Origin of the sequence: Robertmurraya sp. FSL W8-0741 (assembly GCF_038004005.1) — a bacterium.
Lineage (GTDB): Bacteria > Bacillota > Bacilli > Bacillales > Cytobacillaceae > Robertmurraya > Robertmurraya siralis.
On record NZ_JBBOQG010000001.1, the window covers coordinates 1,420,979 to 1,435,094 of the forward strand.

The following is a 14,116-nucleotide window of genomic DNA, read 5'->3' on the forward strand; positions in this document are numbered from 1 at the left end:
CTGTTTTGAAAAGCTCAGTACAAGATCGCAATTTAGTAATAGATTTGATGGGAAAGAACATGAATTATGAAATCGTTCAGTCTTTAGCAAAGAGCTGCGGAGGCGCTTTTTTTCTACTTGATCTCGATCAGTTGGAGAATAACTATCATAAAATCAATCAAGCATTTAAAAAGCAATATAACAATTTCATTATTGCTTATTCTTATAAAACCAATTATTTACCTGCTTTATGTAAAAAGTTAATTTCATTAGGTGCTTATTCAGAGGTTGTTTCAAGATTGGAGTATGATCTTGCTCTTCGATTAGGCGAGAACGGTAAGCATATTATTTTCAATGGACCGATAAAGAGTAAAGAAGATATTTATTTTGCTCTGCAGCAAGAAAGCATCATTAATTTAGATTCATTTTATGAAATAGACTACGTGAAACAGTATGCCTCTGAAAATCCGTCGCGCTCTATTTCGCTTGGGGTGAGGGTGAATTTTGCGTTAATGGAGGATGGCGAGAGTATTTTACAGGATGGCTATGATGTCAGTAGATTTGGGTTTTCAGTAGAAAATGGAGATTTAGAAAGGGCGATTTACGAGTTGAAAAAAATAGCGCAAGTAAAAATAATTGGCTTGCATGGGCATTTTTCAACAAGAACGCGCTCTCTGGCTTTTTTTCGTCACAAAACAGAAAGACTCTGTCAGCTTGCAAAAAAATACATTAATGAAACACTCCAGTTTATTGATATTGGCGGAGGAATATACGGAGAGCTGCCAAAGAGCTTTAATAGGACCGTTCCTTCCTTCGATGATTATGCTGCGGCAATTGGCTCAGTAATGAGAAATGAATTTGCTGGGGCGAGCAATAAGCCCAAATTAATATTGGAACCGGGTGTTTCGATGGTTGCGAATACGATGAGCTTCGCTTGCCAAGTAATGGAACATAAGCGCGTGCAGGGGACTAGTTTTATCCTTGTTGATGGAAGTGCCTACAATATTAAACCTACTATGCATAGAAGTAATCTTCCTTTTAAAATTGTTGCAAAAAATCATAACTCAAAGCTCGAGCATTTATTTCATATCGTTGGCTATACGTGCATGGAACGAGATTATTTAGCGCAGAACGTACAAGGAACTCTTCCACAGCAAGGGGACTATCTCATTTTTGAGCAGGTCGGAGCGTATACGCTCGTCTTGAATCCACTTTTTATTAAAGAGCGTCCTGCTGTAGTAGCAAGGGAAAAGGGACAGGCCTTTCTTATTAGAAAAAAAGAGACGCTTGCAGATGCCTTCAATGAAAATATTTATCGTTTTTAAATTGAGGAAAGAGGGAAAGCATGAAAGAAGAATTAAGAAGAACAGTCCCTATTAGCGAAAGAAAATATCTTCTTGCAAATGTCCTCTATATTTTTGCGATCTTGGTGACATGCATCATTGCTGTTTACCTCGGTTTTCTGCAGTTTCGTGGACCGGAGGTGAAACCGCTTCAAGCTAACGCAGAGCAATTTTCAGCAGAGCGGGCCTTGCGATATTTGGAGAACTTTGCAATCAGCCCGCATCCTGTTGGCTCACCTGAACATGAAAGAGTCAGAGATTATTTAGTGAACGCTTTGGAGGAGCTAGGGCTCTCTCCGGAAATACAGACAGTTGCAGACTCTCTTTTTTCATGGGGTGAACCCTTTGATGGCATCGTTGAGAACATTTTAGCAAGAATACCGGGACAGAATTCCTCGCAAGCGATTATGCTAACAGCCCATTATGATTCGGAACATAATAGTCCTGGCGCTGCTGATGATGGAGCGGCTGTGGCGGCCATTTTGGAAACGGTTCGGATTTTGCAGGAAGGAGAACCATTAAAAAATGATGTTATTATTCTCCTTTCTGACGGTGAAGAATTGGGGTTACTGGGAGCGCAAGCGTTTGTTAACGAGCATCCGTGGGTGCACGATATAGGAATTGTCTTAAATTTTGAGGCGAGAGGAAGTGAAGGTCCTTCAGTTTTATTTGAAACGAATGAACATAATGAAAGATTAATAGAAGAGTTTGCGAAAGGGAGCTCCCATCCAATCGCTCATTCCTTTATTTCCGATTTATATAGAATGATGCCGAATGAAACAGATTTAACTTTATATAAATCACATGGAATGTATGGGTTGAATTTTGCCTTTTTTGAAGGCACATATGGCTACCATTCTCCCGAAGACTCTATTGAAAATTTAAGTATCAAAAGTCTCCAGCATCATGGTGAAAATATGCTTGAATTAGTTCATCATTTCGGAAACATGGAACTGGAGGCGAAAGAAGATGGATCCAGCCTATTTTTCAACCTGTTTGCCGAAAAGGTCGTCTTTTATGGGAAGCAGTACGTCATTCCAATCATGATTGCGGCTATTTTTCTCTTTATTTTAACTTGCGTGCATGGGATAAGAAAACAAGAGATGACCACAGCAAGAATCCTGTTTGGTTTTCTTTTCTGCGTCTTAAGTGTGGCTTTCTCTTATTTTGCAGCAGAAGGGTTATTAAAACTTTATTCAGCGTTGACCGGTTCCGATCTATGGTCAATCGGTGCTTATCCAAAATTGAGCAATCCTTTATTTATCTCAATTCTATTCATGATTGCTGCCCTTCTTACTGGTGCTTATTCTTTCATACTAGATGCTATAAAAGGGCTGAATTTTTTCATGGGATCATTATTAGGATGGTTAATTTTAACCGTCGTAAGCAGTTTTCTTTATCAAGATTCTAGTTATATCTTTGTTTGGCCATATTTATTTGCTCTGATTGGAGTCAATGTTTTCTTGAGGATAAAGAAAAGCATAATGAAGAAAGTAGTCTCTTTAATAATCGTTATTTTTTCATGCCTGTTTATTACCCCGATTATGTATTTAGTTTATGTGCTGCTCACCATCCATTATGTGGGAGTTCTTGCTGCTGCTTTTGCATTATCTCTAGTGTTCATAATTCCAGCGTTTAGTCAAATAAGAAGACGCTATTTATCTATATTCCCAGCGTTTTTATTACTGTCGGGGGTATTGACATTTTTATTAGTGTGGAGTCACTAAAAAGGAGAAAGCTATGAATATATTAATATGCAGTGTAGGAAGACGTGTTAAATTGATTGAATATTTCAAAAGGGAGTTAAATGAAATCAATGGCAAGGTTGTTGCCGTTGATTGTGATCCAACTGCACCAGCGCTGTACTTTGCTGATCAATTTGAAATTGTTCCTCGAATTGATCAGCATGATTATGTTCAGGAAATTAAGGCGTTATGCAAGAAGTATGAGATTTCGGCTGTTCTATCGTTGATCGATCCAGAGCTTCCATTGTTGGCTCGTTCCAAGGAAAATTTTAAAGAAGATGGTGTCGCGGTGATTGTTTCAGACGAGCCGATAATAGAAATTTGTTTTGATAAATATTTGACATCGACGTTTTTGCAGGAGCATGGGCTTCCTCACATTCCTACTTATACAAATATAGAGGAAGTGAAAAGCGCTTTAGGGAAAGGAATCCTGCGTTTTCCTTTAATCATTAAACCGAGGAACGGCAGTGCAAGCATGGGGATACAATATGTCACCACAATTTCGCAGCTTCAATTCTTTTATAACCATGATGTTGTGATTCAGCCTTTTATTGAAGGTGAAGAATTTGGGGTCGATTGCTATATAGATTTGATTACAAAAGAAGCAACGAATATTTTTATGAAGAAAAAAATAAAAATGAGGGCTGGTGAAACAGACAAATCGGTTGCTGTCAAAGATCCAAGGCTAAGGGAGCTTATGACCGCATTATTGGAAGTTTTGCAGCCAGTCGGTCCAATTGATATTGATTGCTTTTATACGGAGCAGGGATATGTGATTTCCGAAATCAATCCAAGATTCGGTGGTGGCTATCTCCATGCTCATGCAATGGGGCAAAACTTTGTCAAAAATTTAGTCACTAACTTGCAAAATATCGCCAATGTCCGTGATGAAGAAAATTATCAAGAAGGAAAAATTCTTATAAAATATGACCATTATCTTGTTTTGTAATCGTGATCGTTCGTTTACTGCTATCGGCTTTTAAAAAATCTTCCAAAATGGTAAGGAGCAATCGCAATATAAGATAGAAATTAAATTTCCAGATGGAAAGAGGACGTTGTTATGAGGAAACATTTGAATTTAATTCAATTTTCAAGAGCCCTGGTCCCGTTTTTTGTCATTTTATTGCATGCCAAAGCTTTTCTAACTACTTACTTCCATTACGATTTTTTGCATCTATCTAATGTTGACCGTTCAGGAGGAGTGTACTATTTTTTCGCCCTCTCAGGCTTTATGGTGTATTACTTGTATCATCAAAGCTTTGGCGATCCTTCAAAATTAAAAGAGTATTTATACCACAGATTCATTAGAATCTATCCACTGTATTGGATGATCACGTTCATGATATTACCTATTTATTTCATCTATCCTAATCTTGGTTCCGGAAATGAACGAGAAATCGGGCATATACTCTCTTCCTTGCTGCTCTTTCCTGATGGGAGACCGCCGATATTAGGCGTGGCGTGGTCGTTGGTTCATACGGTCTTTTTTTATTTAATCATTGGTCTGCTCTTTTTTAAAAACAAATGGCTTTCCCTGTTTCTTCCCGTTCTATGGGCAATGCTATCTTTGTTTTTCAGTTTACATATATTGTCCAGTACAAATTATTTTATAAATTATTTGTTCAATTTTAATAATCTCATTTTTTTGCTCGGATTCTTATGCGCCTATGTTATTTTAAGAGTTGAAATTAGTGTGAAGATTTCAACGATTATGGTGATTATTGGACTTGCGGGCTTTCCTTTGGCATGGATCAATGAACAAAATCGTTTTCTTCCCATTGATTTGCCATATACTACGACAATTGCATCTGTTCTTCTTATTCTTGGTTTTTCGTCGCTGGATTTACAAAAGGAAATCCGCATTCCAAGGCTAGCTAAGTTATTAGGTGATGCTTCATTTTCGATTTATTTAACCCATTTCACCTCCATGTCTGCTATAAGTATTTTCTTTAGTACTGCTTCATCATTGGCTATTCCTAACATCATGTTAGCTATTTTGCTTATTACAGCTTCAATGATAGGTGGTGTATTTGTATATGCGTTTGTGGAAAAACCATTGTATCGAAGGCTGAGAAAAAGAACAAAGCGCATGGAAATTGTCGTCGTGCAAAGTTTCTTCTCTTTTTGGTTGTGTTAAAAAATATTGTTGATCATGCCATTATTTGCTCATTTTCGCTCTGACTCGATGAAACGAGGGAGAAAACAAGCTTTCTCACGAAATGAGCCAAAAATCAACAGAATCATATAGCATAGCCTTCGTTTTAAAATGCTGTTGATATTAGGTAAAAAACAGCTTTTGCAGTTATTGATAAAAAGTCGAGATGAAACAAAGGAGCATCTGTATTTTATGAAAACTTTGCTCAGGAAAAAATTATGGGCCATGATGATCATCTTGATGATCATGTGCGGATATATAATTTGGGAAAACAATCGGATTGTTGTTGTAGAGGAGTCCATTCCTATTCGAGAGCTTCCTAAAGACTTGGAAGGTTTCACAATTGTGCAAATAACAGATTTACATGAAAAAGTCTTTGGAAAAGAACAGAGTAAGCTGATAAATATGATTAATTCCATCAACTATGACGCGATTGTGTTTACCGGAGATATGCTTGTTTCACCAGAAAGCAACAATTATGCTCCGTTTTATACTTTGATTGAAGGAATAAGAAAGAAGAATATTGCCTATTTCGTACCAGGAAATACGGACCCACAAAGCTTTATCATTGGGGAAAAGGAAGTATATGAAAGAGACCGTTTTATTAAGGGAATGGAAGAGCGCGGTATAAAATTGTTAGACACAATTGAAAAAGTGAAAGTCGGTTCCTCCAACTTATATTTTACCTATTTTGAAAATTCCATCGCGTTATTAGAGCAGAGTGAGCAGGATAAAAAGCTCGATCCCTACATTGAGAGGTTGCTGATGTTAGAGCAGTATTTCGATTCAGAAGTGCTCATCGCCTTAAATCATTACCCCATCCCTGACGACAGAATCGATCTCTTAAAAGAAGAGGAACGTTTGTGGGCATATGATTTATTGATAGCTGGTCATTATCATGGAGGGCAGATTCGCCTGCCGTTCATTGGTGCTGTGTTTATCCCCGAGCCTTATTATTTGTGGGACGGTTTTTTTCCACCTCAGGATCGGGTCAAGGGCTTGTGGAACTATAATGGAATTCAACAATATGTTAGTACAGGTTTAGGTAGCAGTGATGCAATTTCGTTTTTGAATTTTCGATTTTACAATCCACCGGAAGTAAATGTGCTCACATTAAAGAAAAAATAATCAAATACTGATGTCAGTTTATAGGTTAGTCAATTTCATGAATGTGCACTTCAAGTCTGTTTTATCTATCCGTTTGCAGTACAAAGGACTTGAAGTCATTACTCTCTTGAATGTTCAACAATCGTATTGTTCGTCTTTAAGATGGCTGAGCATGTTTTGAAAAAAAAGCACCAACCAATAGGTTGGCGCATTAAGTATGCAAAATTAATTAATCTGCTCTCTCTTCTTCCAATTCTTCAATTATCTCGTGTTCCCCCAGATAAATAGGGCCGTTTGCATGGTCGATTCTAATCGGCCATTCATATGGAACGGCTAGCCGTTTTGCTACACCTCTCCAAAATTGACTTGATTCTGTTTCGAATTCCTGAAAATCTCTTAATAATTCTCGATATGAAGCACCTTCAAAATGGATATTCATGTCCTGCAATCTAATAAAAGCCATGTGTTTTATTTCAAGTTCAGCTGCTTTTTCCATTTCCTCTTCTGTAGCCTCACCAATAATGGTACCTGGTGGAGGTAAGATTGTATAAATATTATCTAGCTCCATTTCCGCTTCTTGTATGGCATTTATTTTATTTCGAATCCGTTTAAGCATATATTCATCTCCTATTTGTTATCATCTACTACTAAGTATATTGTCTATACTCGGACAATTCGATACGTTACTCCGTTTGTTAGATAAGTTTATCATAAATTTTCTTATCGTGTTTCTTTAATTTACAGATTTATTTTTTGCTAAGCTTTCTTATATGCCAGCGTTGATGAGTTTTATCAATAATATTGTTCAAAGTGTAAGGGTGGGATTATAAGATGTTTAAGAAATAATAAAATGAATGGATATTAAAATAGCATTGAGAGAACATGAAATAAAAGTTAATTAAAATCTTACAGTTACAGTTTTCCCTTTTTTGAAAAAAAAACTATGTTATGATATAATTTTATATTGCGTATAAAGTGATATCAATCTTAGGAAGTAATCATCATTTATATAAGAAGGACAAGTAGAATATGTGGACGGAATATTTGTCTCGTTTATGATTACTAAGGTTGGTTGTACTCTAAGGCAAATTCCCTAAAATTATAGGGTTATCGCCTATAGAGTAGGGTAAAGTATAAAAATATATCATAACTTAGGAGTGTTTACATGACTGAAAAGATTGAAGTAGGAAGTGTTGTTACTGGAAAGGTAACGGGAATCCAGCCGTACGGAGCGTTTGTTGCAATTGATGAAAATACACAAGGACTAGTTCATATATCTGAAGTTACTCACGGTTTTGTTAAAGATATTAACGAGCATTTAAAAGTAGGAGATGAAGTTTCTGTAAAAGTACTTTCCATTGACGAAGAAGCAGGAAAGATTGGTTTATCCATCCGTGCTACTCAAGAGGCTCCGGCTCAAACGGAAGCACCGAAGGAGAAAAGAGCACCTCGTCGTCGCCAAGCAGCTGCAGCATTCAAGCAAGAGGAAGCACCGCAAGGCTTCAATACTCTTAAAGATAAACTTCAAGAGTGGATCGAACAATCTCAACGTTAAATTTGTACAAAAGAACTGACTGTAAAGTCTAAGTCCAATTCAAAAAAGCGAGCGAAGATGAATAGCCATTTCATCCTCACTTGCTTTTTTTTGTCCATTAGTAGTTTAAATCGGCGTAATCTTGTATGTTTAGCTCCCGCTTTTTATTTTTCGCAATCTGTACTGGAGATTTTGTCGACTCATTCCCAGTGTTTTTGCTGTTTGTGAAATATTCCCATTGTGTTGTGCTAACGCCCTTTTTAAAAAAGAACGTTCGGCGTCGTGTAAAAATTGCTCGAGGGTGATTCCTTTCTGTAATGTGTTTAAGTCTGCTGAATAGGTGACAGCATCCTTTCTAAAGGGAGGCTTGTAACGGATATGGTTTGGAAGATGGGAGACTGTTAGCATCTGTTCCTCATGCACAAGATTCATGGCTCCTTCAATGAGATGCTCAAGTTCACGAACATTTCCAGGCCAATCGTATTCAAGAAAATGATCTAATAATGCTTTATCAATCCCAGTGATATTCATCCCAAACAAATGATTATATTTCTGGATGAAGAATTGTATAAGTTCTGGAATATCGCCTTTTCTTTCCCGCAGAGGGGGAATAAATAAGGACACAACACTGAGGCGATAAAATAAATCCTTTCTCATCCGGCCATTTGTGATTGCATCAATCGGGTCTTCGTTAATGGTGGCAATAATCCGAACATCAACCGGCCGATCTTTTGTATCACCGATTCTTCTGACTTTCTTTTCTTGAATGACTCTCAATAGCTTTGCTTGCAATGAGAGATCAAGCGAGTTAATTTCATCTAATAATAAGGTGCCACCTTCCGCTTGCTCAAACAGTCCAGGTCGTTCAACTGCACCTGTAAATGCGCCTTTTCTTGTACCGAATAATATAGCTTCCATTAAGGTTTCAGGAATCGCAGCGCAGTTTTGTGTAATCAGTGGACGTGATGCCCGAATGCTGCCTTGATGAATACTTTGAGCAAAGAGCTCCTTGCCTGTACCGGTTTCGCCGATGATAAGGATAGTTGAATTTGTTCGTGTTGCTCTTTTGCTGGACTCAATTACATCGGTGAATGCTTTATCAGAACCAATTAAGCTTTCAAAGGTAATTTTTGCTTCGCCTTTATTGAAAATATGATCCTGCAGTAACTTTTCAATTTTCGTTACATCTCTTGCAATTTCCATGGCACCGATTAAAGTCTCGCCCTTCATAATCGGATATGAATTATTAATGGTTGTGATTTCCTGTCCTTTATTATTAAAATAAGATTGTCTAATATTGGTAATTTTTTTCTTGTGTTGTAACACTTTTAGCAAAGTGCTTTCTCCGTTTTGATGGAAGGAGAAGACTTCTTGAAGCCTTTTCTCGATTACATCTTCAATTTTCATCCCTTCGATTTCACTCATTTTCTTATTGTATATAATTGTTTTACCGTTTGAATCAATAACATGTACTCCTATATCGATTGAGTCGAGAACGGTTTCATATATTTCATAGTTCTGGTCCATTTTTCTTCCTCCCTCCCAGCAATTCTTTTTCTTCATTTTATCTACTGCAAATAAATTTTGCAAAATTGAATATTGTAGCAAAAAAAATTTGCGTGCAAAATAACCAAATAGTCTCCATCGTAAGGATATTATAATGGCATAAAACTTGCATTAGATTAAGATAGTATTTATAAATGATAATAAAAAGGAGTGTTCATTCATGATCGTCGGAGACAAGTCCAAAGCGATAATCGAAAAAACAGATAAATACGGTGCAAATAATTATCATCCCCTTCCAATCGTTGTTTCAAAGGCTGAAGGAGTATGGGTTGAAGATCCTGAGGGGAATAAGTATATGGATATGCTCAGTGCCTATTCTGCTGTTAATCAGGGGCATCGCCATCCAGAAATTATTCAAGCATTAAAAGAACAAGCTGATAGGGTCACGCTCACTTCTCGTGCATTTCATAATGATCAGCTTGGACCTTGGTACGAATTGGTGTGTCAGCTAACAAAGAAGGAAATGGCTTTGCCGATGAACACGGGGGCAGAAGCAGTAGAAACGGCGGTGAAAGCAGCGCGACGTTGGGCGTATGATGTGAAAGGTGTTGTCGAAAATGAAGCAGAGATCATTGCCTGTATCGGCAATTTCCATGGAAGAACGATGACTGCTGTTTCCTTGTCCTCAGAGGATGAATATAAGCGCGGTTTCGGTCCAATGCTTCCGGGAATCAAGCTCATCCCATACGGAGATTTAGAGGCTTTGAAAAACGCCATTACGAGCAATACTGCTGCTTTTCTAATTGAGCCTATACAAGGGGAAGCTGGGATTGTCATTCCGCCCGAAGGCTTTTTGAAAAAGGCATATGAACTTTGTAAAGAAAATGAAGTCCTTTTTATTGCTGATGAAATTCAAGCTGGACTTGCCCGCTCAGGAAAAATGTTTGCTTGTGAATGGGAAGATGTACAGCCGGATATGTATATTTTAGGAAAGGCGCTGGGAGGAGGCGTTTTTCCAATCTCTTGTGTCGTCGCTGATAGAGATATTCTTGGTGTATTCAATCCAGGCTCCCACGGCTCGACATTTGGCGGAAATCCGATGGCTTGCGCTGTCTCCATTGCTTCTTTAAATGTTCTTGTCAAAGAAAACCTGGCTGAAAGATCGTTAAAGCTGGGTGAATATTTTAAAAGTAAGCTAAAGGAAATCGAGAATCCAATTATTAAAGAAGTACGTGGAAGAGGATTGTTCATTGGAGTGGAGCTTCATGAGGAAGCTCGTCCTTATTGTGAGAAATTAAAGGATGAAGGCTTATTATGTAAGGAAACGCATGATACTGTCATCCGCTTTGCTCCACCTTTAGTCATCAGCGAGGAAGACTTGGATTGGGCGATTGAACGTATTACGAAAGTGTTAAGTTAAGGAAGTAGAATAAAAACGGGAATATTTGTGAAAAATCCTTGCAAGGAGTATGCAAGGATTTTTTGCATATCATTTTTTGGGTGGAATGTACTTCATTAAACGTCTGTATGTTTGAACATTCTCCTCCTTGAATTTTAAACACAAATTTTTGCATTACCTACTAAGATGGAAGATAATATTATTGATAACGAAAGGAGACATGAACATGCAAAATTTTACATATTGGAACCCAACAAAGCTTATATTTGGTAAGGGTCAACTTGTACATTTGAAAGAGGAAGTTCCAAAATACGGTAGAAAAGTGTTGCTTATTTATGGAGGTGGCAGCATTAAAAAAAGCGGACTTTACGCTCAAGTCATAAACTTACTTCAAGAAATTAAAGCAGATATTTTTGAGCTTTCTGGTGTTGAACCGAATCCGCGCATCTCTACAGTTAGAAAAGGGGTAGACATTTGTAAATCAGAAGGAATCGAATTTATTTTAGCTGTCGGTGGTGGAAGTGTAATTGATTGTACGAAGGCGATAGCAGCCGGCGCGAAATACGATGGTGATGCGTGGGAGCTGGTGACGAAAAAGGCTGTTGCTCATGAAGCTCTTCCATTTGGAACAGTTTTAACCCTTGCGGCAACTGGTTCGGAAATGAATTCGGGTTCTGTTATTACAAATTGGGAGACGAACGAGAAATATGGCTGGGGAAGCGCAGTAACTTTTCCGACATTTTCAATATTAGATCCTGTTCATACGTATACGGTTCCAAAGGAGCAAACGATATATGGAATTGTTGATATGATGTCTCATGTATTTGAACATTATTTCCATCTACAAGAAAACACGTTATTGCAGGATAGAATGTGCGAATCTTTATTGATTACTGTAATGGAGACGGCTCCACAGCTTTTAGCTGATCTTGAAAATTATGATTTGCGCGCAACGATTTTATATAACGGGACAATGGCGCTGAACGGCATGCTGTCAATGGGTTATCAAGGAGATTGGGCAACGCATAATATTGAGCATGCAGTTTCCGCTGTTTATGATATTCCTCATGGGGGAGGGCTTGCAATCCTTTTTCCAAATTGGATGAAGCATAATTTAAAGGTAAAGCCAGAACGCTTTAAGCAGCTTGCTGTTCGCGTATTCGGAGTAGATCCAGAAGGGAAGAGCGCTGAAGAAGCTGGTCTAGAAGGTATTGAGAAGCTGCGTCAGTTCTGGAATAGCATTGGAGCTCCTTCTCGATTAGCTGATTATGATATTGATGACAGCAAACTAGAATTAATGACGGACAAGGCGATGATCAACGGTGAATTTGGTCGCTTTAAGAAGCTCAATCGCGATGATGTTTTAGCCATTTACCGCGCTTCATTATAAAAGCTTGCTATATAATAAGGAAGAAAAGTGAAAAAACAGCTCAAAATGAAGTGTTTTTCTCACCATTTCTTGCTAACCGCGCGCGCTTTCGTTAAAGTATATATGAATATGTTAAAGATGGAGGACAACTATGGCACAAGTTCGTTTTGATTATTCCAAAGCACTAAGTTTTTTTGGAGAACATGAAATTACATACTTAAGAGATCTAGTAAAGGTGGCTCACCATTCTTTGCATGAAAAAACAGGAGCTGGTCATGATTTCTTAGGTTGGATTGATCTTCCTGTTGACTATGATAAGGAAGAATTTGCCCGCATTAAAAAATCTGCTGCTAAAATTAAGACGGATTCAGATGTTTTACTTGTTATTGGCATTGGAGGTTCTTATTTAGGGGCAAGAGCGGCAATCGATATGCTCAAGCATAGTTTTTATAATGTCCTTGATAAAGAAAAGCGTCAAACACCGCAAATTATTTTTGTCGGTAACAACATCAGCTCTACTTATATGAGAGATGTTATGGATCTATTAGATGGAAAAGATTTTTCGATTAATGTCATTTCAAAATCTGGAACAACAACAGAGCCTGCGATTGCATTTCGTATTTTCCGTAAATTACTTGAAGAAAAATATGGAATTGATGAAGCAAGAAAACGTATTTATGCAACAACTGATAAAGCGCGTGGAGCCTTAAAAACGCTGGCTGCAGAAGAAGGCTATGAATCCTTTGTTATTCCAGATGATGTAGGAGGGCGTTATTCAGTATTAACTGCGGTCGGGCTACTTCCAATTGCAGTAAGTGGAGCCGATATTGATGCCATGATGAAAGGTGCTGCAGATGCCCGTGAAGAATATAGTTCATCTGAGCTTGAAAGTAATCAAGCGTATCAATATGCGGCAGTGCGTAATCTTCTTTATAACAAAGGAAAAACAATTGAAATGCTGATCAATTATGAGCCTTCGCTACAATATTTTTCAGAATGGTGGAAGCAATTGTTCGGCGAGAGCGAAGGGAAAGATCAAAAGGGAATTTTCCCATCATCAGCTAATTTCTCAACAGATTTACATTCACTAGGCCAATACGTTCAAGAAGGTCGACGTGATCTGTTTGAAACGATTATCAAAGTTGAAGAGCCTCGTCATGAGCTTACGATTGAGGAAGCGGAAAGCGATTTAGATGGACTCAACTATCTTGCTGGAAAAACAGTTGATTTTGTAAATAATAAAGCATTCGAAGGGACATTGCTTGCCCATACCGATGGCGGCGTTCCAAATCTAACGGTAACAATTCCAAAGCTTGACGAGTATTCATTCGGATACCTTGCTTACTTTTTTGAGAAAGCATGTGCCATGAGCGGCTATTTATTAGGGGTGAACCCTTTTGATCAACCTGGCGTTGAAGCCTATAAGGTAAATATGTTTGCTTTATTAGGTAAACCTGGCTTTGAGGAAAAGAAAGAAGAGCTTGAGAAACGATTATAAACAATAAAAAGGAAAAAATTAACAAAATAAACGAAATCCCCCTTGGAGAAACTAAGAAAAAGTTTCGAAGGGGGATTTTTTTATGATCGAGGTGCCTTCGAGTATTGAAGGAAAAGAATACCACCTAGACGATTTGGAACGGCTGCTTAAACCAATCGGCTACTCGATAGGAGGGAACTGGGATTACGATCATGGCTTTTTTGATTATAAGATGGATGATAAGGAAGGTTATCAGTTTTTACGAGTACCGTTTCAAGTTGTTGAAGGGCAGTTAGATTCTTCCGTTTGTACGGTCAAATTAGGAAGACCCTTTTTACTTTCTCATCAATATGAAGGTGGAATTGATGAAGAAGCGGAGGTCGGCAATATTACCGCCACAATTAATCAATTCCAATCTCCAGAAAATAAGGATGCTCTATTTCCGAGACAGTTCCTTGAAATGGGGCAATTCCTCGTTTCAGAGCTTGAAAGCATACTGTAA

The 14,116-nt window shown here is 37.9% G+C and carries 12 protein-coding genes; 10 read left to right on the forward strand and 2 right to left on the reverse strand.

The annotated features are described in order from the left end of the window. Positions 1 to 5: 5 nt before the first annotated feature. The 5 genes from NST02_RS06880 (at position 6) to NST02_RS06900 (ending at position 6,350) form a co-directional block, all read left to right on the forward strand. A complete protein-coding gene (locus tag NST02_RS06880) occupies positions 6 to 1,304 on the forward strand; it encodes a diaminopimelate decarboxylase (protein ID WP_340948540.1) in 1,299 nt (432 codons plus the stop codon). 20 nt (positions 1,305 to 1,324) lie between these two features. Further along, positions 1,325 to 3,049, forward strand: a complete 1,725-nt coding sequence (locus tag NST02_RS06885; RefSeq protein ID WP_340948542.1) for a M28 family peptidase — start codon at positions 1,325 to 1,327, stop codon at positions 3,047 to 3,049. Positions 3,050 to 3,062: 13 nt separating this feature from the next. Further along, positions 3,063 to 4,016 carry an ATP-grasp domain-containing protein gene (locus NST02_RS06890; protein ID WP_340948543.1) on the forward strand — a complete coding sequence of 318 codons (954 nt, stop codon included), beginning with the start codon at positions 3,063 to 3,065 and terminating at the stop codon, positions 4,014 to 4,016. A 111-nt stretch (positions 4,017 to 4,127) separates the two neighbouring features. Beyond that, positions 4,128 to 5,204, forward strand: a complete 1,077-nt coding sequence (locus tag NST02_RS06895; RefSeq protein ID WP_340948545.1) for an acyltransferase family protein — start codon at positions 4,128 to 4,130, stop codon at positions 5,202 to 5,204. 210 nt (positions 5,205 to 5,414) lie between these two features. Further along, positions 5,415 to 6,350 carry a metallophosphoesterase gene (locus NST02_RS06900; protein ID WP_340948547.1) on the forward strand — a complete coding sequence of 312 codons (936 nt, stop codon included), beginning with the start codon at positions 5,415 to 5,417 and terminating at the stop codon, positions 6,348 to 6,350. Between the two features lie 208 nt (positions 6,351 to 6,558). Here NST02_RS06900 and NST02_RS06905 read toward each other — a convergent pair whose 3' ends face one another. Continuing rightward, positions 6,559 to 6,945 (reverse strand): hypothetical protein, encoded by a 387-nt coding sequence (locus tag NST02_RS06905; protein WP_095314326.1) that lies wholly within the window; start codon positions 6,943 to 6,945, stop codon positions 6,559 to 6,561. 549 nt (positions 6,946 to 7,494) lie between these two features. On the opposite strand from NST02_RS06905, the gene yugI reads away from it, so the two are divergent. Next, positions 7,495 to 7,884 carry a S1 domain-containing post-transcriptional regulator GSP13 gene (gene yugI, locus NST02_RS06910; RefSeq protein ID WP_095314328.1) on the forward strand — a complete coding sequence of 130 codons (390 nt, stop codon included), beginning with the start codon at positions 7,495 to 7,497 and terminating at the stop codon, positions 7,882 to 7,884. A 129-nt stretch (positions 7,885 to 8,013) separates the two neighbouring features. Here yugI and NST02_RS06915 read toward each other — a convergent pair whose 3' ends face one another. Next, positions 8,014 to 9,390, reverse strand: a complete 1,377-nt coding sequence (locus NST02_RS06915; protein ID WP_137743713.1) for a sigma-54 interaction domain-containing protein — start codon at positions 9,388 to 9,390, stop codon at positions 8,014 to 8,016. Between the two features lie 199 nt (positions 9,391 to 9,589). On the opposite strand from NST02_RS06915, the gene NST02_RS06920 reads away from it, so the two are divergent. The 4 genes from NST02_RS06920 to NST02_RS06935 all read left to right on the forward strand — a co-directional run bounded on the left by NST02_RS06920 (position 9,590) and on the right by NST02_RS06935 (position 14,116). Beyond that, positions 9,590 to 10,789 (forward strand): ornithine--oxo-acid transaminase, encoded by a 1,200-nt coding sequence (locus NST02_RS06920; protein WP_137743714.1) that lies wholly within the window; start codon positions 9,590 to 9,592, stop codon positions 10,787 to 10,789. 205 nt (positions 10,790 to 10,994) lie between these two features. Next, positions 10,995 to 12,158, forward strand: coding sequence for an iron-containing alcohol dehydrogenase (locus NST02_RS06925; RefSeq protein ID WP_340948551.1), 1,164 nt, complete (start codon positions 10,995 to 10,997; stop codon positions 12,156 to 12,158). Between the two features lie 130 nt (positions 12,159 to 12,288). Next, positions 12,289 to 13,635 carry a glucose-6-phosphate isomerase gene (locus NST02_RS06930; protein ID WP_340948553.1) on the forward strand — a complete coding sequence of 449 codons (1,347 nt, stop codon included), beginning with the start codon at positions 12,289 to 12,291 and terminating at the stop codon, positions 13,633 to 13,635. A gap of 82 nt (positions 13,636 to 13,717) precedes the next feature. Beyond that, complete coding sequence (locus NST02_RS06935) at positions 13,718 to 14,116, forward strand: YugN-like family protein (protein WP_137743717.1); 399 nt, start codon at positions 13,718 to 13,720, stop codon at positions 14,114 to 14,116.